The sequence below is a fragment of the Limnobacter sp. MED105 genome (assembly GCF_000170915.1).
Lineage (GTDB): Bacteria > Pseudomonadota > Gammaproteobacteria > Burkholderiales > Burkholderiaceae_B > Limnobacter.
The window spans coordinates 18,476-44,634 of the sequence record NZ_ABCT01000012.1 but is presented as its reverse complement, the minus strand read 5'-3'; the positions used below and the strand labels follow the sequence as shown (position 1 = coordinate 44,634).

The following is a 26,159-nucleotide window of genomic DNA, read 5'->3' as shown; positions in this document are numbered from 1 at the left end:
TTCAGCGCCTTTTTTATTTTCTTATTGGCCTATTCATGAACACATCTGCCTTGAACCCAGGTTATCTTTCCCGCAGTGTTGGTCCAATCCATATCAATCTGGATCGACAGCTATACAACGCCAGCCATGTGCTGAACTTTGAAAAATCCCAGGCACATCAGCATTTGTCCACATTCATTCACCGCATGTTCAGCGGCGAGGTGGTCAACAGCACAGAACACCGGCCAGCCGGTCATTGGGCCCTGAGAGCAGCCTGCAACCAGCAGGCCTACCCTGCACCAGTTTCGCTGGTGGTCAATGGTCGGGATGAACTGGCACTGACCAGGCAAGTGCAACACCAGATGGAAGCCTTCGTTGAACAGGTGCGCTCGGGCCGCTACACCACTCCCGACGGCAAACGCTACGACAGCGTATTGCATTTGGGCATTGGTGGTTCTGACCTAGGCCCCCGTCTACTGAATGACGTGTTCAGCAAACTGGATTTGGGTGAAGCACCGGCATTGAATATTCGGTTTGTCGCCAATGTGGACTTTCATGAAATGAAAGCTGCGTTGGCTGCACTGAACCCGAAAACCACTTTGGTGGTCATTGCCAGCAAATCATTTTCAACACGCGAAACCCTGCACAACGCACAGCATATTTTCAAATGGCTCGATGCCGCAGGGCCTGAGTACCGCCCCAAAGCACTGGTGGCCGCCACCTGCAAACCCAACAAAGCGATTGAGTTGGGCGTGGCCGCTGACCGGGTATTTGAGTTCAGCGAAACTGTGGGCGGGCGTTATTCCCTGTGGGGCCCAGTCTCGATTGGCGTGCGCATGGTGCACGGCAACCCGGTGTTCAATGAACTGCTTGAAGGCGCTGCCTTGATGGATAGTCATGTGTTGCAAAGCAAAGCCAGTCAATGTATTCCAACGCTGCTGGCGCTGAGCGACCTGTACAACCTGGAACACGGCGCGGCCTCGCTGATGCTGAGCCCCTACGATTCACGCTTGGGTCAGCTGGTACCCTACCTTCAACAACTGTGGATGGAATCACTGGGCAAAGGCGTGAACAACCAGGGCGAGTTGCTCGACAAACCCGCCTGCCCGATTCTGTGGGGCGATGTGGGTACCAATGGGCAACATGCTTTTTTCCAGATGCTGCACCAAAGCAAAATTGCAAGCTCAGTTGAGTTGATCGCAGTGGTGCAACCCGACCATGATGAAGTCAAGTCGCACCAGGTGCTGCTCTCGCATGCCTTGGCGCAGTCTGAGGCTTTCTCGGTGGGGCGTTTAAACTCACCCGAAGAGCTCAACAACACCGCCAGTAATTACAAATCTTGCCCGGGTCACCGGCCTGTTCAAATGGTGTTTCTCGATTCGCTGACGCCCTACTCGCTTGGCGCACTGTTGTGCATGTGGGAACACCGCACTGCTGCGCTCGCCGCCATGCAAAATATCAATCCCTTCGACCAATGGGGCGTTGAATTGGGCAAAGGCATAGCCGAGCAACTGGAACACAGCGTGCCACCTGGCCATACCCCTGCAGAGAACCCGGTGACCGCGCACCTGATCAACCATTTCCTGAAAAATTCCGCCTCATGATGAAATGGCACGCCTTGCCACTGCCTGCCTGTAGCCTGGCCGAAAGCCCACGGTATGCACACGGTGGCTGGGCTTGGGTGGACATCAACAAGCGCATGTTGTATCGCCTGGATCAAAGCGATGTATTGAACACAACTTTGGACGATTCAGCGCAACCAAGCGCCTTGCAATTGCCCGATGAAATAGGCTGCGTGCTGCCCACTGCGAAGGCGAACACCTGGGTGGCACTGGGCAGGCAAGGCGGCTGGCTGATCGAGGGCAACAGCTGCACCCTGAAGCTGCATGCGCCTTTCGATTCAGGCAAGCACCGCTTCAACGATGGCCGCGCAGATACAAACGGCCGAATCTGGATTTCAACCTTGGTCGATGCCCGCAGCCCCGCCACCGCCGCACTGTATCGCATTGAGTCGGGAAAGGCCGAGCTAAAAATAAACGATTTGATTGTGGGCAATGGCCTCGCGTTTTCTCCAAAAGGCGACTCGGTGTTTCTCAGCGACACGCGGCACAAATGCATTTGGCGATTTGATTACTCGGTCGAGACTGGGGAGTTCAGTAACCGGCAATTGATCAAACAGTATTCCGAAGGAACTGCACGGCCCGATGGTGCCTGTTTTTCATCCGATGGCAGCTACTGGGTTGCCATCCTGGAGGGCTATCGGCTTGACCGTTTCAGCGAACGCGGCGAGTTCGTTGAAAGCATTGAATTGCCTTTGGCCAAACCCACCATGCCTTGCTTTGGCGGTACGCAAGGCAATGTGTTGCTGGTGTGCTCGGCACAAGCCGATGAGAAGTTTCCGAACAAACCGGGTTTTGAAAACACCAGCCTGATTGCCTGCAAAACTGACTTCACTGGTTTGGCGGAAAACTTCGCCAACCCGCATCACTTGGTGTAACGGCTGTCGATCAGGTTTTTCTTCAAGCGCGCCATGTTTTTCTGAACTGAATCGCCCAGCCGCATCGCCACTTGCGTAGCCAGCACATCCACAACACAAAGGTGCAACAAGCGCGACACCATGGGGCTGTACTGCTCGTAGTATTCACCATGATCTGCAGGAATATGCACCTGTACCGCTTGGGCCAAAGGCGAACCCGACGCTGTGATGGCAATGGTACTTGCACCCGCTGCGCGGGCAATTTGCGTGGCGTCGAGTAAATCCTGACTGCGGCCTGAATTTGAAATAATGATGAGGCAATCGGCTTTGTTCAACATGGATGCAGCCATGATCTGCAAATGCCCATCGGAGTAAGCATGCGCTGTACAACCCATGCGGAAAAACTTGTGCTCTGCATCCAGCGCCACAAACCCCGAATTGCCCACCCCATAGAAAACAAGCCGACCTTTTTTTTCAATTGTTTTTGCAAGCAACTGCGTGGCTTTGTCGATGGGTTTGGCCGGGGCTGTATTGCGGAAAGTGCGCAGTGTGTGAATGGCGTTATCCAGTACTTTTTGAATCAGGGTTTCACCACTGTCACCTGCTTTCACCGATTGGTGAATGAACGGTACCCCTGCATTCAAACTGGCGGCCAGTTTCAATTTGAAATCACTCAGCCCCTCGTAACCCAGCGATCGGCAAAACCGCACCACCGACGGACTGCTGACACCTGCGCGTTTGGCCAGTTCAGTCACAGGCATTTTCTGGAAACCACTGGGATCTTTTAATACCAGCTGGGCCACGGCCTGTTCGGCACCGGAAAACTGCTCCAGCTCCATGCGGATTCGGTCAAGTAAATTCATGCACACGCCGGGGCAAACCCGAAGTAATAAAATTACATTGTACTAGCGAATCACACCACGCGCCTTGAAGTATTGAACCAGCACGTTGGGCTCAAAAGGTTTGGAATAAAAGGCATCAATACCCGCCGCCATGGCGCGTGCATATTCAGCCAAACGCGAACCAGCGGTCACCGCCACAATTGGAATTTTTACATACTCCACCATGTCGCGAATATGGCGTGTGGCACTGAACCCATCCATGACCGGCATGTGTAAATCCATCAGGATTGCGGCAATGTCCACGCTTTTGTCCTGAAGCATTTCAACGGCCACTTGACCGTTCCCAGCCACCACCACATGGGCGCCCAGCTTGCGAAGTCGAATGGCATTAATCTTCGCCACGGTGGGGTCGTCCTCCACCAGTAAAAGCTTCAGATTACTCAAAGGCAATTCGCCTTCGGCCCGGTCGGCCGACACAGCCTGCGCACTGGCCCTGCCCAGCAAGTTAAGCGGCAGCTGAATGCTGCTGCAAGTGCCTTCGCCCTGTCGGCTTTTCAATGCAAACTGCCCATGCATCATTTCAAGGTACTTGTGGGTGAGATAAAAACCCACCCCCATACCACCGCCCCCGCGGTTGCGGCGCACGGATTGGTTGGCAAACGGTTGACCGATCGACTGGATCAGTGAATCGGCCATGCCAATTCCATCATCGCTGACCTCGAAATAAAGTTCCGCGATCGGCTCGGCCTTGAATGCAATGTGCACTTTGATTTGGTGGGCATCTGAAAACTTCATGGCATTGTCGATCAAACCGTGCATCATGCGACCAATGCGCACTTTGTCACCCAACACCAAAGGGTCAAAATCGAATTCCTCATGAATGTCCAGCAGGTGAATTTGCCCGGGATGCGCGCGTTGCACCAACCGCAAGCGGTCCAGCCAAAGGGCGCGCAAATCAAACGCTTCTTCGTCCAGCTGAAGCTCGCCCAACATGCTGTCGGCGTAATCCATCAACATTTTTACGCTGCGGGTTACATCAATATTGGCTTTGTCCAGGTCTTGAAACAACTCCGCTTGATCCTCGTCCAGTCGAGTGGCCGACAACTGGTTCAGCATCTCAAGTGAATTGTTCAAGGGGGTGCGCAGTTCGTGGCTGACCACATTCAAAAAGTGATTCTGCTGCCGCACCACTTGCATCAGTTCTTTGGTTTTGTGACGCAAACGCTCATTGCCATGCTTCAGTTCATTCAGCAGCTTGGCCTTGTCGGTCACATCCACTATCGCAAGAATGACAATCGGTGTTTCGGCTTCGCGATTAACGTTCAAGCCAATTTGTACAGAAATTTCATGCCCAGCTTTGTGATGGGCGGGAAAATATTTCTGCCCGGTACCCTGCCCCATCATCCGCCCCGTGGACGACTGCATGAATTCCTGAAACAGGCTGGAATGCCCGTTTCTCAACTCTGGTGGCAACAGCATTTCAAAAGGCTGATCCAGCAACTCGACCACCGAGTAACCGAAAATTTCAGCGCAATACGAATTCAGGGAAAGAATTCGCCCGGCATGATCAATCTGCATCAAGCCAACGGGGCTGTGCTCCAACACGTCGGGAGTTATTTTTTCAGAGTTCAAGGGGAGCGGATTCACTGGATTGAATAGACCCAGTGTGCCCGATCGGGAAAAAAAAGAAGGGGGCATTACCATGGCAAAGCCCCCTCTATTCGTTCAATTGATAAATGATTAATTACTGTGAATTAACACTCCTAAAAGCGGGTGCTGCCCAACCCTGCCTTGAATTGGCTGGCTTGGCTGGCAACGGTGTTCCCCCAATCAACTTCTCGGTGGCAGTGCCGTAGCGCAGCCAGGTCTGTGTGGATTGCGTGCCCACGCCGGGCTTGCTGTAATCGCACACGCCCTGCGGGAAAATTTCCTTCACCTGTGCCACGAAAGCCGCAGCATCGGTAATCGACACCACACCGGCGTAGTCTGCAGGGTCAACCGGCTTTAACACACACTTGTTGGTAAGTGTGCGAATGTCGTCGCCCGCCACGGTGCGGGGTGTGCCAAAGCGGGTTTGCACCAGCACGTGTTGCAATTCAGCAATCGGGCCAGTCAACTGGGCTGACATGCCTGTGGAATCCACGGCCGAGAAATCCAGGCCACACACTTGATTGCTCAACTGGTCAAATATTTGACCTGCTTCAGGTGGTGGCTTTGGAATACTGCTTGAATTGGCCATTGGCAAAATTGGCTCCGGGTAAAACAAATTGCCAGTCAGCGGTACGAAGGGGCCGTCATCGGCATAAATGCTTTGTGCAGACAGGCATTTGTCACGTGCAGACGCTGGCTTGTTGGCCACTACTTTTTCTGGCAAAGGCTTGTTGCTGTCATCCGCCTCGATCTGGCTTAGCCAACGGTCCATCACCAGCAAGGCTTCCGTACTGTAGGTAGAGTCGCCCGCAAGTACCAATTGCCCGAACCAAATCACATGGTTGTCGAAATGCCCCTGTGTGGCATTCAAGCGGGCGCGCATCTGCCAGCTGTGAAATGCATCGTGCGCAATACCGGGGTCGGGACCACGCAAGTCAATAATCGGGATGTTGCTTAAATGCTCTGCCGTGTTGACCGCACCTGTTTTATAGGAGTTGGTCAAAGCCAGGGGATCTGCCACGGTGCGCGTGGCCACACGCTGAATGTCGACATCAAAACCACCGATATTGCGGTTCAAATCCAGAAACTGATCCGCAGTGATGGTGCCTTGCTGAAGCGCGCCCAGGCCATATTGCACGCCCACATTGTCCAGCGGAATACCGCCAAAACCTCGGCCAATTTTCTTTTCGTTGGCACTCCATACATCGGGTGTTCTAAAACCAAACTGGGTGCTCATGTAGTCGATCAAGCCACAGCGCAGCCCGCCCGGATTGTTCACTGGGTCATAAGGCGTAGCGGCCCCATTCAGGCCACGGCAGTTGTCTGCGAACGGATAGGCCTTGGGGAAAAACGCGTTGTCCGACAACACAGGGTTCACCGGCAAGTGACCGTACACTGCACTCCACTGCACGTAGGGCAAAAAGTTGGGGTTGAAGTTGGGAAACTGATTGGCATTTTCAGCTTCATTCACGCCGGGATAGCGATTGCCAAAGTAGGAATTCAACAAGTTGTAATCGGCAAACTGTGAGGCCGTGGTCCATACATCCGGGTATGAACACTGCACAATAATGCCCTGATAAATACCGGGGTAAGCATTGGCAATGTGTTGCTGGGCAATGGCGCCACCCGAGCAACCGGTGCCCATGGTGTAGCGGATTTCGCCGTACTGTTCAACAATGCGTTCTTTCACCATCATCAGCGATTCTGCAGCCGTCACCAGGTTTACGTTGTGGCCCAAATTGGCCAAGGCTGTAGACGTGGCAATAAAGCCGCGACCCAAGGCCACAGTAATGCTGTCGCCCAGCAAAAACTCGGCACCATCCGGTGCTGTGCCCGAAATGTCGCCGTTGGGCGGGTTGCCCGGGCCGTAGGTTACGCCCACATTGCCGCCATGGTGAATCAGCACCTTGCCATTCCACTGTGCCTGGGGTTTCCAGGGCTGCCAGTCTTCAGAGGGATTGAACAGGGTGCGAATTTGATAGCGATCACGGTTCTGCACACCCCGTTCCGTACGGATGATGAAAGGCACAGTCACACCATTGTCGGTGGTGGTCATGGCAATTTCACCGGCAGGCGGTGGGTTTTCTGGATCGTAAGGCAGGAAGGTGGGCGCAAATTCCTGTTCCTGAAAGTTCGAATTGGTCAGCACGTGTTGCAGCTTGTTGGCGGGCAGGTATGAAAAACTAAAAACTGCCGGCTGATTGCACTGGGCATCTATGAAACCCTCGTTGGTGCAAGTCCAAGGTTGTACTTGCGGCCCAGAGAATACGGGCCCACCGTTGGGGTGATTCGTGATCGTGGTCACAATTCGACCTGTGTTTTTCAACACCGCCATGATGCGGTTTTCACCCAAGGCCAAGCCTTGAATGCGCCCCATGTAACGGCCATTGTCGCGTAGCGCAAACTGGTCACTGACATCCACTGTGCCCAGCATCACCTTCACGTTCTGCAGGTTAGTGGGGTCTTCGGCAGTAATCTCAATCAGGGCGTTGCCGTCGCTGATCAAGTCGGCGCGATTTGATAAAACCCGAATGCCATCACCCGGCTCCAGATCGACCGGGGTTTCTTCATTGGGGTTGGTTACGGTGGGGCCATCGCCCCCAGCCACTGAGCTGGAATCGTTGCCACCCAGGCACCCGGCGAGAAGCGCAAGCGTGCTGAGCGCAAGCGCGGTTTGAAGTGTTTTGCTCATATTTTTTTGTAAGTTTGAATTGTCTCCAAACCTTCATACTTCAAGCCAACACTTTCAGATTCACCTTGTAAATCAGTTACTTACTTTATTTCGTACTTTACTTAAGCACTCTTGCCATTTATTACTGTCGGTGTTTTTTCGGCATGATGTGTATTAATGCCAAGTCCATTTCGATCACACAGGGTTCGCCTTTTTTCAGCCCCAAACGCTGCGCCCCGGGCACCGCCATTTTCAGCGTCTCGAACGGTGCAACATCCATGGTCAAATCAATCAGGCTGAGCTCACCCAAATCGCGGTGCGCTTCTACATGCACAGGCAACACCACAAAACCGTCGCGCTGCAAATTGTAGGCGGCAGGCTTCAAAGTCAAGCCATCGGCATGCACCACCCAGTTCACCGGAAAACCGGGCGGAATTTTTCCTTTGTCTCTCACCCGTAGCTGAAAGCCGTTGGAGGCAGTTGCTTGCTGGGTATCCAGCGCGCGGGTCCAAAGCAAATGCCCCACGCCGGCCTCTTGGCCAGGCCCAAGCCAGGCTCCATGAAACCGGTTTTGAATGCCCACAAAGTCGGCCACCCTGGAGTTGCGAGGTCTGCGGTGTACATCAAAGGCTGGGCCCTCCTGCAGCACCTGCCCCTGGTCCAGCACCACCAGTTTGTCGCACAACATGCGGGCTTCATTCAGATCGTGGGTGACCAGCACAATCGGGATATTCAGATCGGCCCGCAGTTCAGCCAGCAAACGGTACAGGCCCTCGCGATTCATTTGATCGACCGCAGAAAAGGGCTCATCCAGCAACAACAAATGAGGTTGACGGGCCAGTGCACGGGCCAGGGCCACGCGTTGCTGTTGACCACCCGACAATTGAGCTGGTTTTCGCATGGCTTCGTCTGCAGTCAATCGCACGCGCTTGAGCCACTGCACCGCCTCGATGATCTGATCGCCTTTGGGCAAGTGCTGCAAGGCCAGTGCCACATTGGCGGCGGCGCTCAGGTGCGGCATCAGGGCATAGTTTTGAAACACCAAACCCACCCGACGCTGCTGCGGTGTTTGAAAAATTCCTTTCGCGGTATCAAGCCAAACCTGCCCGCCCACTTCAATGCGGCCAGTTGCAGGTTTCATCAAGCCTGCCAGCACACGCAGAATAGACGACTTCCCTGCCCCGGAAGGCCCCACCAAGGCCAGTAGCTGCCCAGCCTCGCAAGAAAAACCTGCACGCAGTGGCATCGGTTTTTGCTGCTCGATATCAACAAACAATGCGCTGGTCATGGCTTGCGCCTTCTTCGACCCGACAACCACAGCGAAGTGGCCACCGCCACCAGCGAGAACATCAACAGGGCCAGCGACATGGTGTTGGCTGCGTCCAAGTCGAAACTTTGTACGCTGTCATAAATTGAAATGGCCAGGGTTCGGGTTTCACCGGGAATGCTGCCACCAATCATCAGCACCACGCCAAACTCGCCCAAGGTATGAACAAAGGTCAGTACCATGGCCGACAAAACTCCAGGCCAGGCCAAGGGCAATTCCACCTTGGTGAAAATGGCCCAGGTACTTAAACCACTCACCTGTGCTGCCTCGTTCAAGTTGTGGGGAATGGATTCAAATGCGCGCTGAATGGGTTGCAACATAAATGGAATATTGAACACGACTGAAGCCAGCAACAAACCGGTGAAATTAAATGTGAGTGAAATGCCGAAGCTGCTTTGCAGCCATTGCCCAACTGGCGACGCACCACCCAGCGCAACCAGCAGGTAATAGCCCATGACTGTGGGTGGCAGCACGAGGGGCAATAAAATGGCAGCCTCAATCCATGTTCGGCCTTTGAACGAGGTGCGCGCCAACCAGCGACCCGCCAGCAAACCCAATGGCAGCAAAACAGCCAAGGTGCTAAAGGCAAGCTGCATGGACAAGGCAAAAGCGGACCAGTCCATCATCGCCCACGCACCTCGTCATAGCCATACTTTTTCAATACTGCCCGCGCGGTCTCGGTTTTTAGATAGTCGGCCAATGCTTTTGCAGCCGGATTCTCGGGTTGAATCAACACCATGCCTTGAACCAAAGGTTGGTGCCATTCACGGGGCACCAAGGCATATTGGGTACGTGCAGCCAAGTCAGGCGCAAGCGCCAGCGACAAGGCCACAAGCCCGGCCTGCGCCGCACCTGAAGCCACAAACTGCGTGGCCTGGCCCACGTTTTCTCCAATCACCAATCTTGGCTTCACGCCGGCCCACAAATCAGCATGCATCAGCGCTTCTTGCGCGCGGGTGCCATACGGCGCCACCGTGGGGTTGGCAATGGCCAGCTTGCTCAGGCGACCGTCCTTCAAAGCTGCGGCCAAATCGGCCAAAGTACCATCGGGTTTCAAGCGGCTTTTCCGCGGCAACAACAAGACCAAACGCCCTTCGGCATAGGGCAATGCAGGCGCTACAGCCAGTTTTTCGTCGACCAGTTTTTGAGGAAAAACCATGTCGGCCGACAGGAACACATCGAACGGTGCACCCTGTTTGATTTGACTGTAAAAGTTACCCGACGAACCATAAGCCACCTTCAAGGTGTGCCCTGTGGCTTTGGTAAATTGAGGTGAAATTTCATCCAGCGCATGGCGCAAAGTGGCCGCCGCCGCCACGGTGGCACTGCCTGCATGGGCGGTGCCCAGGCAAGTGAACCAAATGAAACAGGCCAATATTTTCAACACAGTGGTGCGCTCACCTGTTCAAAGTTAAATGCTGCGCTGGTTAACACGTTTGGACAATTGTTCTTCAGACTCTACACGCTCGGAGTATCGGTCGACCAGGTATTGCGCATGGCCGCGAGTCAGCAAGGTGAATTTCATCAGTTCCTCCATCACATCGACCAAGCGGTTGTAATACGCCGAGGGCTTCATTCGGTTGTTCTCATCAAACTCCATGAATGCTTTGGCAATTGAAGATTGATTGGGAATGGTGATCATGCGCATCCACCTGCCCAGCACCCGCAACTGGTTCACCACGTTGAACGATTGCGAACCACCGCACACCTGCATCACAGCCAGGGTTTTGCCCTGCGTGGGCCGCTTGGCACCACCAGTCAGAGGCAACCAGTCAATTTGTGTTTTCATCACACCAGTCATGGCACCGTGGCGCTCGGGCGAACTCCACACCTGGCCCTCAGACCAGTCGGCCAACTCACGAAGTTCTTGCACTTTGGGGTGTTGCTCATTGGCTTCATCCACCAAAGGCAAACCTTCCGGGTTGAAAAACCGCACCTCGGCACCCATCAACGTCAGCAGGCGGCCAGCCTCCTCGGCCGCCAAACGGCTGAATGAGCGCGCACGCAACGAGCCATACAAAATCAGAATGCGCGGCGGGTGCAGCAGCGTGTCTCCCAACAGTTCGCGTTCAGGTTGCTTGAAACAATTGGTATCCAGGTTGGGCAAATCACTCGGGTTCATGACAACACCATTTCCTTCTTGTCTGAATTTGATTAAAACCAGGCCACCGACATTTCAGAAAAATAAATCACCGCCACATAGCGCAATGTTTTTCCAATACCGACCAGCACAATAAACAACCACAAGTTCACACGCATGATACCGGCGACCAGGGTTAAAGGGTCGCCGCCAATCGGCATCCAGGCCAATAACAAACTCCAAACCCCGTAGCGCTGAAACCAGGCCTGCATTTTCTCGATCTGCTCGGGTTTGAAATAAAACCATTTTTTGTGCTGAAAGTGCAGCAGGTAACGCCCCAGCACCCAGTTCACAACCGAACCCAGAGTGTTGCCCACCGCTGCCACAGCCAACAACAAGCCGGCGGGTTCGCCAGCACGAATCATGGCAAACAAAACCACCTCGGAATAGAAAGGCAAAATGGTGGCCGCCAGAAAGGCAGAAGCAAACAGCAAGGAATACGACATGGATTACACGCGGAAGGTGGCTTGCCTGCATTGTTGCACAAGCCATTTGAACAGGCGCCTGTGCTGCGGGCGGTAGAGCAAATATTCCGGGTGCCACTGCACACCCAGCCAATGGCAAGGGCCAGAGGGTTCAATGCCCTGCACGAAACCATCGAGATCGCGGGCCACAACTTGCACCCCTTCACCCAGTTGGTCAATCGCCTGATGATGCAGGCTGTTGATGCGCAAGCGACTGGCGCAGGTCACTGTGGCCAAACAACTGCTGGCCCGCAAGGCCGCTGTTTTGCGTGGCAGCACCGTGCCCCGGTTTGAGGTTAACTTGCGCCTTGCGCGAATATCGATGTGCAGGCTGCCGCCCAAACTGACATTGATCAACTGGGTGCCGCGACAAATGCCCAGCATGGGCATTTGGTGCTTTAAGGCCCAGGCAATGTGCGCTTGCTCAAGGGCATCGCGATCTGGGTCGTAATGCGCCTTGGGCGCCTCTTCTTCGCCATACAGCGAGGGGTGAATATCGTCACCGCCACTCACAACCAGCGCATCGATTTGCGAAATAGGCCAAGCGTGCTTTACGCTGATGCGCCGGGCTGTGCCCCCGGCCAACCACACCGCAAACCGGATACTGAACCACGATGGCGACCACCACTTGGCGTTGCCGGTTACACCGACAACAGGTTTTCGTGAATGTGCGCCAATTCCTGGTGCCAAGGTTCTTCCTTCAAGTTGATCAGGTTTTCGTTGTAATCAGTCCATTGTTCACACATGGACTTCAATGTGACCGGGTCCGCGGCCAGGTGTTCCACCACACACCAAATATTCCAGCTGTCGACCAAACCCCAACCGGCCTTTTCAATCTCACAGTTTGGCAAACGGTAATGAAAAGTGGGACGAGCATTGACACGCTCATCCTGTACCGCAGCCAACACACGCGCTTCATCAATCTGTTTGAACAATGGCAGCAAATCCATACCCCGGTTTCGTGTGGGGTTGTATTCCAGGTAATCATCGATGAGTTGTTGCATCGGCGTATCAACCGTGTAGGCCATCACAGTTTGGACGTATCGTTTTGGATAGGTGTCGATATAAGGCGTTAAACGACGCAGGGTGTCCACATCGTGTGCCTTCATCAACCAGTGTTGCGAAACACAGTAAGCCTGTAAATAGGGCACCAGGGTTTGCGCAGTCAGAGCTGGTAATTCAGTGTTAATGTGCACGCCAAATGCGTAAATCAGGGAGTCGGAAGTACCCAGGGCGCCAGCCTGTTGCAGAGCCCTCACCATACTATCGAGCACCTGGAGTTGATCCACAGGAACAGGCGGGCACACAACCTCGAGAGGCACCACTTGCCGAGCCAAGTCGGTCATCAACTCCAACACAGCGTCTTCGCTTGCGCCCTGCTCTTCAAGCCGCTTGCGTGCCATGTTTTTTGCAAAGCTCCAGTCCAGCTCAATTTTGAAATCACCGAACTGCGGGTGCCTTACTTTGCATTCCGCTTGGGTGTCCTTGATCACCTCGCCGTTCACGGCCTGCGCTACGGCATTGGCGGCGGTTTGCAAATCAAGTCCTGCAAATTCCAACTCGAAACCTGCACAGCGTACATCGCCCTTGGCATTGTTGACCCACGCGGGTTTGGCATAGTGGTTGTGCATTCAATCTTCCCAACAGAAAAACAAAAAGCGGCGGGCCTTCTCAAGCCCACCGCTTCTCAAACGGTTCAAAGCCTGTGTGCGCTTACACCACAGTCAACTTTACATCCACATTGTTACGGGTTGCGTTGGAGTAAGGGCACACCTGGTGCGCCTTCTCTACCAAAGCGCTGGCGGCAGCTTTGTCCATGCCTTCCAGTTTGATGCTCATGTCCACGGTAATGGCGAAACCCACACCCTTCGGGTTGCCACCAATGCCGACAGTCGCCGTAATTTCAGGCTCGGAAGGCAGGTTGATTTTATCTTGCCCAGCCACAAATTTAATTGCACCGATAAAACACGCTGAGTAACCGGCAGCAAACAACTGCTCGGGATTGGTACCTGGGCCACCGGCTCCACCCAATTCTTTGGGGGTGCTCAGCTGTACTTTCAAACGGCCGTCGTCGGTGGCTGAACCACCCTCACGACCGCCAGTGGATGTGGCTTTGGTTGAGTACACTACTTGCATTGTTTTCTCCTGTGATTGGGTGAAAGAAGCAATAAACAGTTATCGCAATAACTATTTAAAAAGACGCCTTCATAAAAAACGTCAATGACCCAGAATGTTATCGCAATAATTAATTACGGGCAAGCGATCAGGCTTTCAACAAACGTTCGCGAAGGGCATCCAACTCGCACTTTAGTCGATGAATGTCAGTGGGTGTCATACCACACTGCTCAACCACACATGCGTATACATCCAGCGCCTTTTCACGGATCCGTTTGCCTTCCTCAGTCAGGTAAATTTGCAATTGTCTCTCGTCATCTGCGCTTCGATTGCGGGTCAAAAGGCCCTGTTCGGCCATGCGTTTGATAACTGGCGTGAGCGCGCCGGGCTGTTGGCCCAGTTGACGCGCCACATTGATCAAACTGACACCGTCCTCTTTCCACAAAATCATCATCACCAGATATTGTGGAAAAGTTAAGCCCAAGGGTTGGAGCAGAGGCTTGTAAACCTGGGTAATGGCCAAGGATGTTGCATACAAAGAGAAACAAAGCTGGTTGTCTAGAGCTAAAGGATTCTCGGTTTTCATGTTTTTGGAGTTTTAACCAAACGATTGGGGTGCTTCAAGTGTAAACGCTTGCGCGATTTGAGTCATCCTTGTCTAAGTCAATCCAAGACAATCCTGGATAAATACAGTCAATTTGACTCAAATCCCCATCGGGTTCACCCCAATTTATACCCCGCGCTCTTTAAACCAGTCCAAAGTCAGTTTCCAGGCGTAGGTGGCTGCGCGTCTGTCATAGGTGGGGCGGTAATCCGCGTGGAAACCGTGATTCACAGCGGGAAACACCACAATTTCAGATGCACTGCTGCCTTTGCCCAACTCGTTACGCATCTTGTCGACCACTTCATCGGGAACAAAACTGTCCTCACCGGCATAAAGGCCCAGCACAGGTACCTTGAGGTTTGCAGCCACATCCACCGGGTCTGCAGGCTTGTTGGGGCCCTTCAAACCAGCCAACAAACCGTAGTAAGACACGCCGGCTTTTACCGCTGGGTTGTGGTTGGCATACAACCACACGGTACGGCCACCCCAGCAATAACCCACAATTCCCAAACGCGAGGTGTTGGCTTTGCCACTTGCTTTGGCAAAAGCCACGGTGGAATCAATGTCGGCCATGACCTGGGCATCGGGCACCGCGGGCACCACTTCCTTCAAGATGGCATCAAGACTCATGTTGGACACATCGGCTTCACGGCTGAACATGGCAGGCGCAATTGCGTAGTAGCCCTGCTTGGCCAATCGACGGCAAATGTCCTGAATGTACTCGTGCACCCCAAAAATTTCCTGAATCACCAAAATCACCGGGAAGTTACCGCCTTTGGCAGGCATGGCGCGGTAAGCCGGAATTTGCCCGTCTTTGACAGGTACTTTCACTTCACCCGCTGTAATGCCCTGAGTGTCTGTTTTAATGGCTTGTGCGAACACGGGCTCGGAGGCCACTGCAAATCCACCGGCCAGCGAAGTCAGCAAAAAGCCTCGACGACTGACAGTTGTTTCCCTGATTTTTTCAGCCAAGCCAAATTTCATTTGATCCATGTGTACTACTCCTGTGACATTGTGACGCTTCATTCTATTTGTTATTACGATAAGCAATTATTACAACAGATCCACTGCTTTGGCGATCGAGTACGCTCTTTCCTGAGGATTTTTCACCTTCAAAGCCGATTGAAGGTTGGGGCTGTAATGCAACCTCAACAATTCTTTGTAAAAGTCGTATTCGTTTTGAATACCCAACGCGGCCCGACGCATTTTTAACTGCGCTTCTTGGAAGGCTTTGCGATGCTTGGGGTAATAGCGCTCAACATGCGAGAGTGCAAATACATCGGCATACAATTCTTCGCGGTGGCGACGTCGCACCGGACCAAAATCAATCTGCTCTCGCATTTGCACACAATGGCCTGATTCGTGCGCGAAAAAAGCCTCGTACACAAGCTGCTTGGGGAGCCCTTCAAAAAACTCCAGGTACAGCTCAAAGCTGTGCCAGGTTTTGTCACGGGTGCTGATGAAAAAAGTACAGCGTTTCAGCGGGGCATTGTACTGAACCAGCAAGGGCGACTGGTGCGGCGTTTCTTTGCCAATTAATTTGAAATCGACGCCATAGCCATGCATTCGACCGTAACCACGTGCAACACTGCCTGCAATGTGATCAATCAATTCAGCATCTTCGAAATCTTCAAAACCATTGGCTATGACAGGTTGTGAATGAAATGCCACGGCGACCAGTAGCAGCGCGCCGACGCACCGCCCATGTATTGAACGACCCACTTTTTTGCCCCCTGCCTTGTGTGCGGCTTATTTTTTCATCATGGCTTTGAATGCCTCGCAAGGGTCTTCGCGGGGATGTTCTGGCACTTGAGCCAGAACATCGAATTGCGCCGAACCACCTGATTGCGAACTTTCAATAAAGCCATACACAGTTGTTGTTTGCTGTAGTTTAACGGGCAACCACTGAACCACGCCGACATCTTTTTGCACATGGCCATTGCCTGCGATCAAAACAACATCGCGCTGAGTAGCCTGCTGTTCGATGACCTTGGCCATCCACACATCGCGGGCCACCTGCGCAGGAATCATCTTCTCTGCAACCTGGGGCGGCAACATATTGCAATGGCCTTCAACAATGTTTTGGCGATGCTGGTCAGCCATTGCCGTTGGCAAGGGCTTGTCCAGTTCATATTGCGCAATGGTGTCCGGATCCAGGGCCGCCGCATAGCCACCCTTCACAATGCGGTTTGCATCATCACGCGACACATTGGCCGCCAACAAAGGCAATTGGTAATCAATGGCCAGCTGAATGATGGGCGCGTAAAGTTCCCACTGCCATTTTTCAGCCCAGGGTTTGGAGGTGATACAGCTTGCTGTTTTGCATTCATCTTGCGCTGTGCGTAGCAGGCCTTGATGTTCGCGGTCAAATTGCTCCATGGCAATGGCAGGCCGCCAACCAGCCTTCACTTTTTTGGCAATGATGTCGTAGCGGGCCTGGTGCGCATCGGGATTGTCGTGAACCTCGCCCATCAGCCAGACAGTGGGTGAATGTTGCAATGAAGGCTGCACTGAGGTGCAAGCGGCCGTGGTCACCAATACGAACAGCGCTGCGGATAAGGCAAACAAACTACGTGTGGGTACTGCCATGACAACTATCCCTTTGCCTGCACAGGCACAACAAAATCGAATGACGCCAGTTTGGCTTGTTGCCCGCTTTGCTGAAGCTTGACCAACAAGGCTGGGTTAAAAAAACTGTCGCGCTGATTCAAAGGTTCATCGGGAAAATACAGCTGCGTGGTCAGCAAAGGGGCAGCCGGTGCCTGTACCTTCACGTGCAAGTGTGGCGTGCGCCTGAAACTTGAGTTGCCGTAAGCGCCAGGCACAAGGGTTTCAAAGCGGAACTTGCCCTGTGCATCGGTCACTTGGTGGCCTCGTAATTTGAAACCGGTGTTGTCGTACACACCTTCGGAATCACAACTCCACAAATCCACAATCGCTTTGGCCACTGGTTTGCAGTCGGCCGACAATACCCGGCCTTCCAGGAAGAGCTTTTGGCCAGGCAAACCATCAATTAAGTTGCTGCGCCGCGGAGTTTGCGGGGAGTAATACGGGCCTTCGATTTGGCGAGGGGTGGGGTTGTCGTCACATGCAGGGGTTTGCGCCAAGGCATGGCGTTGACTGAACAGGGGGCCGGCGAGTAACAAACCCGCACTGGCCTGAAGAATTTTTCGTCTGAATTTCAGCATGCCACCTCCTACTGCTTTTGGTGCTGAGTGGGTTCACTATAACCAAAAGCGGAGGTAGCTGCACGGTATTAACTGTTGAGCCAGCTCACCGTTTTCGCCCAGATGGTGTTGGGCGATTCCTTGCCACTCATAATGCCGATGTGGCCGCCCGGGCCGATAAAGAATTCGGACTTCTCCGAGCCAACAACCTTGGTGATCGGCTTGCAGCAAGCCACATTGGCCAGGTTGTCCGATTTGCCTGCAATGCCCAGCACAGGGCAAGTAATGTCTTTGAAGTTGGCCACGGCCTTGCCCACTTTGAAGTGGCCATGTGCCGTTTCATTTTCCAGCCAAATACTGGCAAACCAGTCGCGCAACGCACCGCCAGGATACGCTTCCAGACTGTCGATGAAAGCAGCCTGGTTGGCGTGCTGGGCCACGAACTCGCGGTCGTGAAGTTGGGTGACCAAATTCCAATAGCCTTTCAGGCTGCCCACAGGGTCGAGCAACTTAAAACCAATCACATTGGCCCAACCCGGTGTGTACAACAGTTTGGCAGGCACCTTTCGGAAATTGATTCGGGCCGACTTCAACAGATGCGCCAGGCGTTTGTATTGCTGACCAATCGCGCCATTGGCATGCCCGTCAATTGGCGTACCAAAGGTGACTATTTTGTTGATGTTTTCATCTTTGAACAAAGCGGTGTAGGCCAGTGCCATGCCACCGCCCATGCTCCAGCCCTGCAGGTTCAGTTTTTTGGACCCACTGTGCTCACGCACTGCATTCAGGCAGGCGGGCAAAAATTCCTTGATGTAATTTTCCAGCGTCAAACCCGCCTGTTTGCGCGTGGGCTTGCCCCAATCGATCAGGTAAACATCAAAGCCCTGCGCCATCAGGTAGCGCACAAAACTACGCTCAGGCAACAGGTCGTAAACATACATATTCACAGCCAGCGGGGCGATCAGCACCAGCGGAATCTTGTTTCGCTTTTTGCTCACAGCCAGGGTTTCATCGCCCACAGCAATGCTTTCTTCGGTCAAAGGAAGGTAGTGGCGAACGCTGTGAATACCGCTTTGGTGAACAATTTCAAACGGCTGTAAACCCGCCCGCACCATGGAATCAGATTTGAACAAACGATCCCAGCCGTTGCTGGACATGCGGCTGATGCGACGAAGACTGAGTGCGTTGGACATGGCGGAAAACCTGATTGTGAAAATTATGTGTGTCAGATTCTAACAGGGGTGAAAGTACCAACAATGGTGGAGATGTTCTAAATGTTACTCGGAAGTTACCAAACAGGAGTTACACAGACTGAGGGGGTATTTGTAGACAAACAGCACTGAATGTTAGCTTGCTTGGCTTTTACTTAAGCCAAACTAAATGTAGCCATCAGGCTACGACTACGATATGATTGAAATTCGTAAAACTGCAACGTACGCAAATTGGCTTGATGGTTTGCGTGACATCAACGCGCGAGCACGAATCCAGGTTCGCATAGAGCGTCTGGCCACAGGAAATGCTGGGGATGTCAAACCTGTGGGTAAAGGTGTTTCAGAATTGCGGATCAACTTTGGCCCTGGCTATCGGGTTTATTTCACGACCCGAGGTCAAAAATTGTTCATTTTACTGGCTGGCGGAGACAAGAGTACTCAAGCATTGGACATCAAAATCGCTCTAAATCTCGCTCAAAATCTTTAGGACAACCGTATGACAAAAACCTTAACCAGCCGCTATGACGTCGCCGAACATCTCCGCACTCCTGAAGAAATGGCTGCCTATCTTGAAGCATGCTTCGAGGAAGCCGGAGACGATGCAGCGTTCATCGCGAAAGCACTGGGGGATATTGCTCGCGCCAAAGGTATGACCAAAGTTGCGCAAGATGCTGGATTGTCCCGGGAAAGCCTTTACAAAGCACTTTCAGGGCAACGAAGCCCCGACTTTCAGACAATACTGAAAGTCATGACCGCATTGGGTTTGAAACTGCACGCCCAGGTCGCAAACAACTAATCACGGGTGTTATTTCCACATCAACCCCACAGTCACACCCAGCAAGAACTGGCGCTCGCTGGCAGGCTCGAAGAACTGCCCTGCCCCCTGGTTCACAATCACCGACCCCACATATTCCTTGTCGAAAACATTGTCCACTCGGGCATAGGTGCGCACATTCCAGCCACCGTCCAGTGGCCAGTCTTTGCTGGCACGCAGGTTGACCACTGAGTAAGAGGGTGCGAAGGCATCGTTCGCGTCGTTGGCAAACAGTTTGTCCACATAGCGCAGTTCAGTGGCTGCTTCGTAAAGGTTTGAAGGTTTGTAGACCACCTCACCGAAGAAGGTTTTCTTCGGGATGCTGGGCAAGCTGTTGCCCGCCTGAATGCTGTTGACCGACGTGTCGTAAGTGGCACGAATGTAATTCACCGCCGCATTGGCTTGCCACTGCGTGTTGAATGCGTGCTGCAGGGCCAATTCAGCACCTTCCCGACTGGTAGAGCCCGCATTTTGAAACGAAGTGGCCCCGCCATTGGCCGCCAGCACCACAATTTCATTCTCGGTGTCCACCGTGTACAGCGCTGCGTTCACCTTGGTGGCGCCAAATTTCGCCTTCACCCCCACTTCAAGCTGTTCACTTTTTGCGGCGTCCAGTTGCGTGTTGAAATTGGGGCTGGGTGGAGCAACCGACAAGTAAGCCGTTTCCAGCAAGGTTGGGGTTTCAAACCCCTCTCCGTAGGAAATGTAGGTATTGATGTTGGGCTGTAAACGGTAAGTGAAACCCAAATTGCTGGTGATTTCATCGTACTTTTTGCTGCCACTGCCATCGCCGTTGCTCAGGAACTGGTCGTTCGATTCAATCTCGATCGATGAATTTCGAACCCCACCCAACACGCTGAACTTGTCGGTGAAAAAGTATTCTGCCTGCAGGTATTGGTCGAACTGGCTGGCCGTGTTGGCTTCGTCCCGGTTGGGCGTGGTACTGGCGCCAAAGAAACCCAGTCGGGACTGCTCCAGTTCGCCCACAGTCAAGCCAGCATTCAAAAACAAGGGCCGATCAAGCACACTGGTTTGATGAGCAAAACGCAGGTCGGCACCGCTGTATTCATTTTTCAAATCAATAACAGCTGTACTGGCCAACACCTGCCGAATTTTGCGGTCACCGTAATAGGGGCTGAAAGTCACGTTGGTACTGGGGCTGAACTTGTGCTCCAACACAATACCGGTTTGGCTTTGCTCCACGGTTTTGTTGGTGTTGTTGGCCACAGTGTTGTTACCAGCCTGCCGGCGGTTGCTGGCCAGTTGTGCGGCAGTCAGGCCAGCGGGGTCTTGAGCCAGCGGAATATCCACATAGTTAAGCACCCAGCTTAGCCGTGTGTCGCTGCTTAAATTCCACACCATTTTGCTGTTGAAATTGTCGCGTCGCGCTTTGCTGTGGTCACGGTAACCATCGGTTCGGAAGGTGGAGGCGTCGATCACAATCCCCACTTCCTCGTTGCCTTTGTTCAGTTTAATACCACTTCTGCGCGTGCTGTCAGTGCCAAAAATCTGGTTCACTTCAAGCTCGGTGCCCACACGCGGATTCTCGGTGGTCAGCAAAATAACGCCGCCCGAGGAATTGCCATACAAGGATGAAAAAGGCCCGCGCAACACTTCAATCGATTCGGTCGAACTTAAACTGAAGTGAGAAATTTGCCCTGAACCGTCGGGCATGGTAGCAGGAATGCCGTCGGAAAACAGACGCACACCGCGCACGCCCGAGGTGGCCCGCGCCCCGAAGCCCCGAATTGAAATTTGCAGATCTTGCGCAAAATTGTTGCGGTTGTTAATCACCAAACCGGGCACGCGGGTCAGTGTTTCCGACAAATTCACTTGAAAACTGGCAGCTTTCTCCAGGGTGTTCTGGTTGATTTTGTCGACCGAAGCGGCTACTTCAAACGGGTCGCGTGCTTCGCGGGTGGCCGACACAACAAAGTTGTCCAGGCTTTCAGTTTGAGCGAAGGTGGGGGTGGCCAGGCCCAAAGTGGCCAAAGCGGCAATTAAAGGTGTACTGCGGTGCTTCATGAAACGTGTCTCTGAAATATTGTGATTTACAGTGCGGCAAGCATGACCGAAAGGGTTCGTGAAATTTTCCCGATCGTCATGAAAAGTGGAATATTTCCTCTGCTCCAACACTGCATACTCTTTGTACAATCATAGTAACAACTGTTAACCCCCAATAAGAATCAGGAGACACCCGCATGTTGCATGCACTCGAAGTGCTCGCTTTACGCATTTACATGGCCATTTTCAAAGTGGTCACAGCACTGATGCCCTTCAAGTGGCCCCGCATGTTCGAGGGCACCGGTTCCTCGCTTGATCTGGTTCGCCATATGGCTGAAGCGGGCCACCGCAATGTCTTGATTGTGACCGACGCCGTATTGGTCAAGCTGGGCGTGCTCGACAAAATGAAAGCCGAGCTTGAAACCCAAGGCGTGAAATACGTGGTGTACGACGGCGTAGAACCCAACCCCACCGTTGAACAGATTGAAGCCGGTTACCGCATGCTGATGGAAAACGGCTGCCAGGCCATATTGGCCGTCGGTGGCGGAAGCCCCATTGATGCTGCCAAAATGATTGGCGCACGTGCAAAGAACAATAAACCTGTGCTGAAACTGACCGGTTTGCTGCGAGTGCACAAAGGCATGATCCCCTTGTTTGCAGTGCCCACCACTGCCGGCACCGGTGCTGAAGTGACCATTGCGGCCGTGGTCAGCGACACGGTGAACAAGCGCAAGGTGGCGGCCATGGACATTCGATTGTTGCCCACCGCTGCAGCACTCGATGGTTCTTTGATGACAGGTTTACCAGCACACATCACATCGGCCACGGGCATGGACGCACTGACCCACGCTGTAGAGGCTTTTGTATCGCGCAATGCCACCCGCAAAACCGACGAAAAAGCGCTGGAAGCCACGCAGTTGATCATGAAGCATCTTGAAACCGCGGTTGCTGACGGTGGCAATCTGGAAGCCCGCCAGAAAATGGCACGTGCGTCGCACCTGGCAGGTATCGCATTTACCCAAGCCGGTGTGGGTTATGTGCACGGCATTGCCCACAAGTTTGGCGCCCTCTACCACACACCCCACGGCCTGGCCAATGCCATTGTAATGCCGCATGTACTGGACTATTCCTTGCCCAATTGTGCGGACCGCCTGGCGATTCTGGCCCGTGCCTGTGGCATTGGCGACAAGGGTGCCGACGATATACACCTGGCCCGCGCGTTCGTGGCACGCATTCGCGCCATGAATGAAAAGTTTGGCATTCCAACCCAGCTGGCCGCCTTGAAAGCAGCCGATATTCCTGCCGTGGCCAAGTCTGCCATTGCCGAAGCCCGTTTCACCTATGCGGTGCCACGCTACATGAATCAGCGGGTTGCCGAGTCGGTCATCAAGAACCTGCTGCCTACCCAATAAATTATATTTTTGTGACGCTGTAACTTCCTTCCTGCATCAGCGATCTATAGCGTAGACCACCCGGACAGCCGGGTGGGTTGCGAGATTGATGACCATCAAAAGAAGGATGCAGGAAATGAGAACAGCAATTGGTTTGGCAGTTGTTGCGGCACTTGCCGCCCTTGGCACACAAGCAGCGGTCGCCCAGACCGCAATTCCCAGCGAACCCGCCAACGCAGTGAACCTTGTGGATGGCCTTGAGGGTGTGTTTGGCACCCATGCAGCCCGCCGCTCTGGCGCACGTGGGGTTTGTGCGGCAGGCACTTTCACAGGCAACAAAGCAGCTGCGGCTATTTCCAAGGCATCCGCTTTTTCCGGTAAGCCAGTACCAGTCACCCTGCGCTTCTCAGTGGGTGGCGGCAATCCCAACGCTCCTGAAAGCGGCAAAGGCGTGCGCGGCCTTGCAGCCCAATTTGACTTGCCCAATGGCGAGCAATGGTTGATGGCCAACATTTCTGCGCCCTTCTTCACCGCAGCCACACCCGATGGTTTCCTGGCTTTCCTGGAAGCACGCAAGCCCGACCCAGCCACCAAAAAACCGGATCCCGCAAAAATTGCAGCAGCTGCAGCCAAGTACCCCGACTTCAAACCACAAATGGAGTGGGTTGCCAAAACAGGCGTACCCGCCAGCTATGGTGCGGTGAACTACTGGAGCACCCATGCATTCAAATTCACCAATGCTGCCGGTAAAACCCAATTTGCCAAGTGGATGTTTGTGCCTGTAACAGGCCAGGAATTCATTGCTGAGGACAAACTGGCCACCCATGCCAAGGTGTTTCTGGAAGACGAACTGAAAGGCCGCGTGTCGCAAATTCCAGTGGAATTCGACATGGTGCTGCAATTGGCGCAGGCTGGTGACCCCACCGACAACGCCACAGTGGCCTGGCCCGATGACCGTAAGAAAGTGGTGGCCGGCCGTCTGAAAGTAACCGCTGTGACTGACAAAGCCGCATGCGACAGCATCAATTTCAACCCACTGGTATTGCCCACCGGTATCGAAGGATCGGATGATCCTTTGCTTGCAGCACGGGCAGGCAGCTACGCAGTGTCACAGGCGCGTCGCTTGGCCAAATAAGCGACGTTCCCCTTTTAGCCTGTACACTATTGGCCGGTTCCCCCTCCAGGGTTCCGGCTTTTTTTATGCAGTGCAAAGCAGTAGACAAGGAGCAGTACATGGAATTATTTGACGCAATTTATCAACGTCGGGCCATCAAGGCCTTCGATCCCGAGCACACCATTTCCGCAGACGATGAAAAAAAACTGTTCGAGGCAGCCATTCAGGCACCGACCAGTTTCAACATTCAGCATTGGCGTTTTGTGGTGGTCCGCGACAAAGCACTGCGTGCTGAAATGCGCAAGCTGGGCAACGACCAGGCCCAAATCACCGACGCCTCGTTGTTGGTCCTCATGACCGCCGACATGAAAGCATGGCAGAAGGATCCGTCACGCTATTGGACACAGGCCCCCAAGGAAGTGGCTGACCTGCTGGTTGGCTGGATGGGCCCATTTCACGACGGGCGCGAATGGCTGCAGCGCGATGAAGCCCAGCGATCGATTGGCATGGCCATGCAAACCCTGATGTTGGCTGCCAAAGGCATCGGACTGGACTCCTGCCCCATGATCGGATTTGACATTGACGCTGTGGCCAAGTTGATCAACTTGCCCGCTGACCATGTGATGGGCCCCATGGTGGCCATTGGCAAGGGCACCAAAGCACCTTGGCCAAAACCGGGTCAATTGAGCCTGAACGAGGTGTTGGTGAACAACACCTTTTAAGCAACTTTAAAGCTTTTTCAGAAACGCAATCAACGCCGCTTGGTCTGCAGGACTCAGGTTCTGAAAGCGGCGTTTTGCGTCCTCGGCTTCACCGCCGTGAAAATCAATGGCCTTGGCAAAGTCTCTGCCCGCACGTCCGTCGTGCAACAAGGGCTTTTCAGTTTGACCAACCCCCCACAGCGGCGCTGTTTTCCATTCAGTGGGCAAACCCAAGCCCTCGGGTGCGTTGTCGGCCAGGGCCGCCCCCATGTCGTGCAGCAATAAATCGGAATAAAGCCACACCTCGCGGTCATTCAGCGGAGCCGGTGCCATGGGCGAGGTTTTCATCATCGGAGTGTGGCAACTGCTGCACTGGATCTCATCAAACAACTGTTGACCTCGCAAGGCAACTCCGGTCAATTCTGGCTTGGGGGGTGGTGCCAGCCAACGTTGGAAGTCTGCCGTGGCCTGTGTTTCAGCAAGGCTGACAGCCTCGCCCACAAAAGGTGTGCAATCAGCAGTGGCCAGGTTGCCTTTGGGCCTTACAGGAGCTGCAAACAAAGGGTGGAAAGTGGCAATGCCCAATTCAGTTGAAAATGCACCTTGCGTGAAAGATTGAACATCGGCCACAAAACCACGCGCGCCCAATCGACCGATCAATTGGTCCGCCGCATTCAAGTCGTTCACACCGCCAGGAAACATCAAACCGGGACGACCACTCACCTCAGGATTGGCTTTTGCACTGGCCAGCCCATTTTGAATCAAGGTAGTGTCGGGAATATTTTCCAGCAAACCAATACCAAACAAGTGAGGAGTCACCCGCGTGGTGCTGGCCATGGCGTGAGGCGGCACAAGCTCGCCACCCAACACACAGCCCGGTACCTCATCCGGGAACTCAGTGGCCACTGAACGCGCGTGAACGTGGGGCGCACCATCGGCCTGCGTCACCAACCCCACGGCAAAATGCGGTGCCAGCAATGTGGTGAAACGCTGAATGGTTTTTGCGGGATCAGTGCCACCCACCGCCGGTTGGCCATGGCATTCCACGCAGCTTTGCGCATTGAACACTGCACCCAAACCATTGCTGGGCGTAAACACCTTCTCGAACATGGCTTTGCCTTGCTCAAACCGGACCAGTTGCGCTGGTGTCAAACCATCAATTGGTGCGGACCAGGCAGGGCTCGAGGCTATGTTTGAATCGACCTGTGTTTGCCCTGCGGCCTGGATCGAAGTGGGTGATGAACTGCTTGAAAGTGATGAATGGTCTTCTGAATTACAGGCGCCGAGCAGCAATCCCAAGGCTGCAAGAGTCGCCACATGGCGTGGATTCTTGATCATGTCTAAAATTATAATGGTGGTTATGTTTTTTTCATTCTTACTGCCATCCCCTGGAATTGGATTCAAAAGTGACTAGTGTCGGTTACACGACACAGCGCGCTGCATGAGACCCAGGCCTGAATCTGTGCCAACACGGCAGCAGTAAGAACCA

26 protein-coding genes are annotated in these 26,159 nt (G+C 53.6%); 7 read left to right on the top strand and 19 right to left on the bottom strand.

Features of this window, described 5'->3' with window-relative positions:
- Window positions 1–35: 35 nt before the first annotated feature.
- Both LMED105_RS11310 and LMED105_RS11305 read left to right on the top strand, forming a co-directional pair.
- Entirely contained in the window at window positions 36–1,583 is a 1,548-nt protein-coding gene (locus LMED105_RS11310; RefSeq protein ID WP_008251324.1) for a hypothetical protein, read from the top strand.
- Window positions 1,580–2,476, top strand: a complete 897-nt coding sequence (locus tag LMED105_RS11305) for an SMP-30/gluconolactonase/LRE family protein (protein ID WP_008251323.1) — start codon at window positions 1,580–1,582, stop codon at window positions 2,474–2,476. Before LMED105_RS11310 ends, LMED105_RS11305 begins: the two co-directional genes overlap by 4 nt.
- Here the strand turns inward: LMED105_RS11305 and LMED105_RS11300 are convergent.
- The 17 genes from LMED105_RS11300 to LMED105_RS11220 all read right to left on the bottom strand — a co-directional run bounded on the left by LMED105_RS11300 (window position 2,464) and on the right by LMED105_RS11220 (window position 18,628).
- Entirely contained in the window at window positions 2,464–3,318 is an 855-nt protein-coding gene (locus LMED105_RS11300) for a MurR/RpiR family transcriptional regulator (RefSeq protein WP_008251322.1), read from the bottom strand. The genes LMED105_RS11305 and LMED105_RS11300 overlap by 13 nt on opposite strands.
- A gap of 42 nt (window positions 3,319–3,360) precedes the next feature.
- Window positions 3,361–5,001, bottom strand: coding sequence for an ATP-binding protein (locus LMED105_RS11295; RefSeq protein WP_008251321.1), 1,641 nt, complete (start codon window positions 4,999–5,001; stop codon window positions 3,361–3,363).
- A 40-nt stretch (window positions 5,002–5,041) separates the two neighbouring features.
- Window positions 5,042–7,639 carry a DUF6351 family protein gene (locus LMED105_RS11290; RefSeq protein ID WP_008251320.1) on the bottom strand — a complete coding sequence of 866 codons (2,598 nt, stop codon included), beginning with the start codon at window positions 7,637–7,639 and terminating at the stop codon, window positions 5,042–5,044.
- 121 nt (window positions 7,640–7,760) lie between these two features.
- On the bottom strand, window positions 7,761–8,906 hold the full coding sequence (locus LMED105_RS11285) for an ABC transporter ATP-binding protein (protein WP_008251317.1): 1,146 nt from the start codon (window positions 8,904–8,906) through the stop codon (window positions 7,761–7,763).
- On the bottom strand, window positions 8,903–9,571 hold the full coding sequence (gene modB, locus LMED105_RS11280; protein ID WP_232222747.1) for a molybdate ABC transporter permease subunit: 669 nt from the start codon (window positions 9,569–9,571) through the stop codon (window positions 8,903–8,905). The genes LMED105_RS11285 and modB overlap by 4 nt, the downstream gene beginning before the upstream one ends.
- The gene (modA, locus tag LMED105_RS11275) at window positions 9,568–10,332 is read right to left on the bottom strand and encodes a molybdate ABC transporter substrate-binding protein (protein ID WP_008251305.1); all 765 of its coding nucleotides are present in this window, start codon (window positions 10,330–10,332) and stop codon (window positions 9,568–9,570) included. The genes modB and modA overlap by 4 nt, the downstream gene beginning before the upstream one ends.
- Before the next feature lie 24 nt (window positions 10,333–10,356).
- On the bottom strand, window positions 10,357–11,067 hold the full coding sequence (gene arsH, locus LMED105_RS11270) for an arsenical resistance protein ArsH (RefSeq protein ID WP_008251303.1): 711 nt from the start codon (window positions 11,065–11,067) through the stop codon (window positions 10,357–10,359).
- 32 nt (window positions 11,068–11,099) lie between these two features.
- Window positions 11,100–11,531 (bottom strand): YqaA family protein, encoded by a 432-nt coding sequence (locus tag LMED105_RS11265; RefSeq protein WP_008251301.1) that lies wholly within the window; start codon window positions 11,529–11,531, stop codon window positions 11,100–11,102.
- A gap of 3 nt (window positions 11,532–11,534) precedes the next feature.
- Window positions 11,535–12,239, bottom strand: coding sequence for a gamma-glutamyl-gamma-aminobutyrate hydrolase family protein (locus LMED105_RS11260; RefSeq protein WP_198006848.1), 705 nt, complete (start codon window positions 12,237–12,239; stop codon window positions 11,535–11,537).
- On the bottom strand, window positions 12,191–13,180 hold the full coding sequence (locus LMED105_RS11255) for an amidoligase family protein (RefSeq protein ID WP_008251296.1): 990 nt from the start codon (window positions 13,178–13,180) through the stop codon (window positions 12,191–12,193). The genes LMED105_RS11260 and LMED105_RS11255 overlap by 49 nt, the downstream gene beginning before the upstream one ends.
- Window positions 13,181–13,262: 82 nt before the next feature.
- Window positions 13,263–13,685, bottom strand: a complete 423-nt coding sequence (locus LMED105_RS11250) for an organic hydroperoxide resistance protein (protein ID WP_008251294.1) — start codon at window positions 13,683–13,685, stop codon at window positions 13,263–13,265.
- A 127-nt stretch (window positions 13,686–13,812) separates the two neighbouring features.
- Window positions 13,813–14,250 carry a MarR family winged helix-turn-helix transcriptional regulator gene (locus tag LMED105_RS11245; RefSeq protein ID WP_008251292.1) on the bottom strand — a complete coding sequence of 146 codons (438 nt, stop codon included), beginning with the start codon at window positions 14,248–14,250 and terminating at the stop codon, window positions 13,813–13,815.
- A 144-nt stretch (window positions 14,251–14,394) separates the two neighbouring features.
- Window positions 14,395–15,261 carry a dienelactone hydrolase family protein gene (locus LMED105_RS11240; protein WP_008251290.1) on the bottom strand — a complete coding sequence of 289 codons (867 nt, stop codon included), beginning with the start codon at window positions 15,259–15,261 and terminating at the stop codon, window positions 14,395–14,397.
- A 60-nt stretch (window positions 15,262–15,321) separates the two neighbouring features.
- Window positions 15,322–15,990, bottom strand: a complete 669-nt coding sequence (locus tag LMED105_RS11235) for a hypothetical protein (RefSeq protein WP_156799668.1) — start codon at window positions 15,988–15,990, stop codon at window positions 15,322–15,324.
- Window positions 15,991–16,017: 27 nt separating this feature from the next.
- Window positions 16,018–16,857 (bottom strand): ChaN family lipoprotein, encoded by an 840-nt coding sequence (locus LMED105_RS11230; RefSeq protein ID WP_008251287.1) that lies wholly within the window; start codon window positions 16,855–16,857, stop codon window positions 16,018–16,020.
- A gap of 5 nt (window positions 16,858–16,862) precedes the next feature.
- Complete coding sequence (locus LMED105_RS11225) at window positions 16,863–17,456, bottom strand: putative dioxygenase (protein WP_008251284.1); 594 nt, start codon at window positions 17,454–17,456, stop codon at window positions 16,863–16,865.
- Window positions 17,457–17,524: 68 nt separating this feature from the next.
- On the bottom strand, window positions 17,525–18,628 hold the full coding sequence (locus LMED105_RS11220) for an alpha/beta fold hydrolase (RefSeq protein WP_008251282.1): 1,104 nt from the start codon (window positions 18,626–18,628) through the stop codon (window positions 17,525–17,527).
- Window positions 18,629–18,842: 214 nt separating this feature from the next.
- Here LMED105_RS11220 and LMED105_RS11215 point away from each other — a divergent pair, with 214 nt between their 5' ends.
- Entirely contained in the window at window positions 18,843–19,133 is a 291-nt protein-coding gene (locus LMED105_RS11215) for a type II toxin-antitoxin system RelE/ParE family toxin (RefSeq protein WP_008251281.1), read from the top strand.
- Between the two features lie 9 nt (window positions 19,134–19,142).
- Window positions 19,143–19,442, top strand: a complete 300-nt coding sequence (locus LMED105_RS11210) for an addiction module antidote protein (protein WP_008251279.1) — start codon at window positions 19,143–19,145, stop codon at window positions 19,440–19,442.
- Window positions 19,443–19,451: 9 nt separating this feature from the next.
- On the opposite strand, the gene LMED105_RS11205 is transcribed toward LMED105_RS11210, so the two are convergent.
- Complete coding sequence (locus LMED105_RS11205) at window positions 19,452–21,485, bottom strand: TonB-dependent receptor (RefSeq protein WP_008251277.1); 2,034 nt, start codon at window positions 21,483–21,485, stop codon at window positions 19,452–19,454.
- A gap of 176 nt (window positions 21,486–21,661) precedes the next feature.
- On the opposite strand from LMED105_RS11205, the gene LMED105_RS11200 reads away from it, so the two are divergent.
- The 3 genes from LMED105_RS11200 (at window position 21,662) to LMED105_RS11190 (ending at window position 24,691) form a co-directional block, all read left to right on the top strand.
- Window positions 21,662–22,876 carry an iron-containing alcohol dehydrogenase gene (locus tag LMED105_RS11200; RefSeq protein ID WP_008251276.1) on the top strand — a complete coding sequence of 405 codons (1,215 nt, stop codon included), beginning with the start codon at window positions 21,662–21,664 and terminating at the stop codon, window positions 22,874–22,876.
- 115 nt (window positions 22,877–22,991) lie between these two features.
- Entirely contained in the window at window positions 22,992–23,990 is a 999-nt protein-coding gene (locus LMED105_RS11195; RefSeq protein ID WP_040513317.1) for a catalase family peroxidase, read from the top strand.
- Window positions 23,991–24,088: 98 nt separating this feature from the next.
- The gene (locus LMED105_RS11190) at window positions 24,089–24,691 is read left to right on the top strand and encodes a nitroreductase family protein (protein WP_040513316.1); all 603 of its coding nucleotides are present in this window, start codon (window positions 24,089–24,091) and stop codon (window positions 24,689–24,691) included.
- A 6-nt stretch (window positions 24,692–24,697) separates the two neighbouring features.
- Here LMED105_RS11190 and LMED105_RS11185 read toward each other — a convergent pair whose 3' ends face one another.
- On the bottom strand, window positions 24,698–26,008 hold the full coding sequence (locus LMED105_RS11185) for a di-heme oxidoredictase family protein (RefSeq protein WP_008251273.1): 1,311 nt from the start codon (window positions 26,006–26,008) through the stop codon (window positions 24,698–24,700).
- Window positions 26,009–26,159 lie beyond the last annotated feature (151 nt).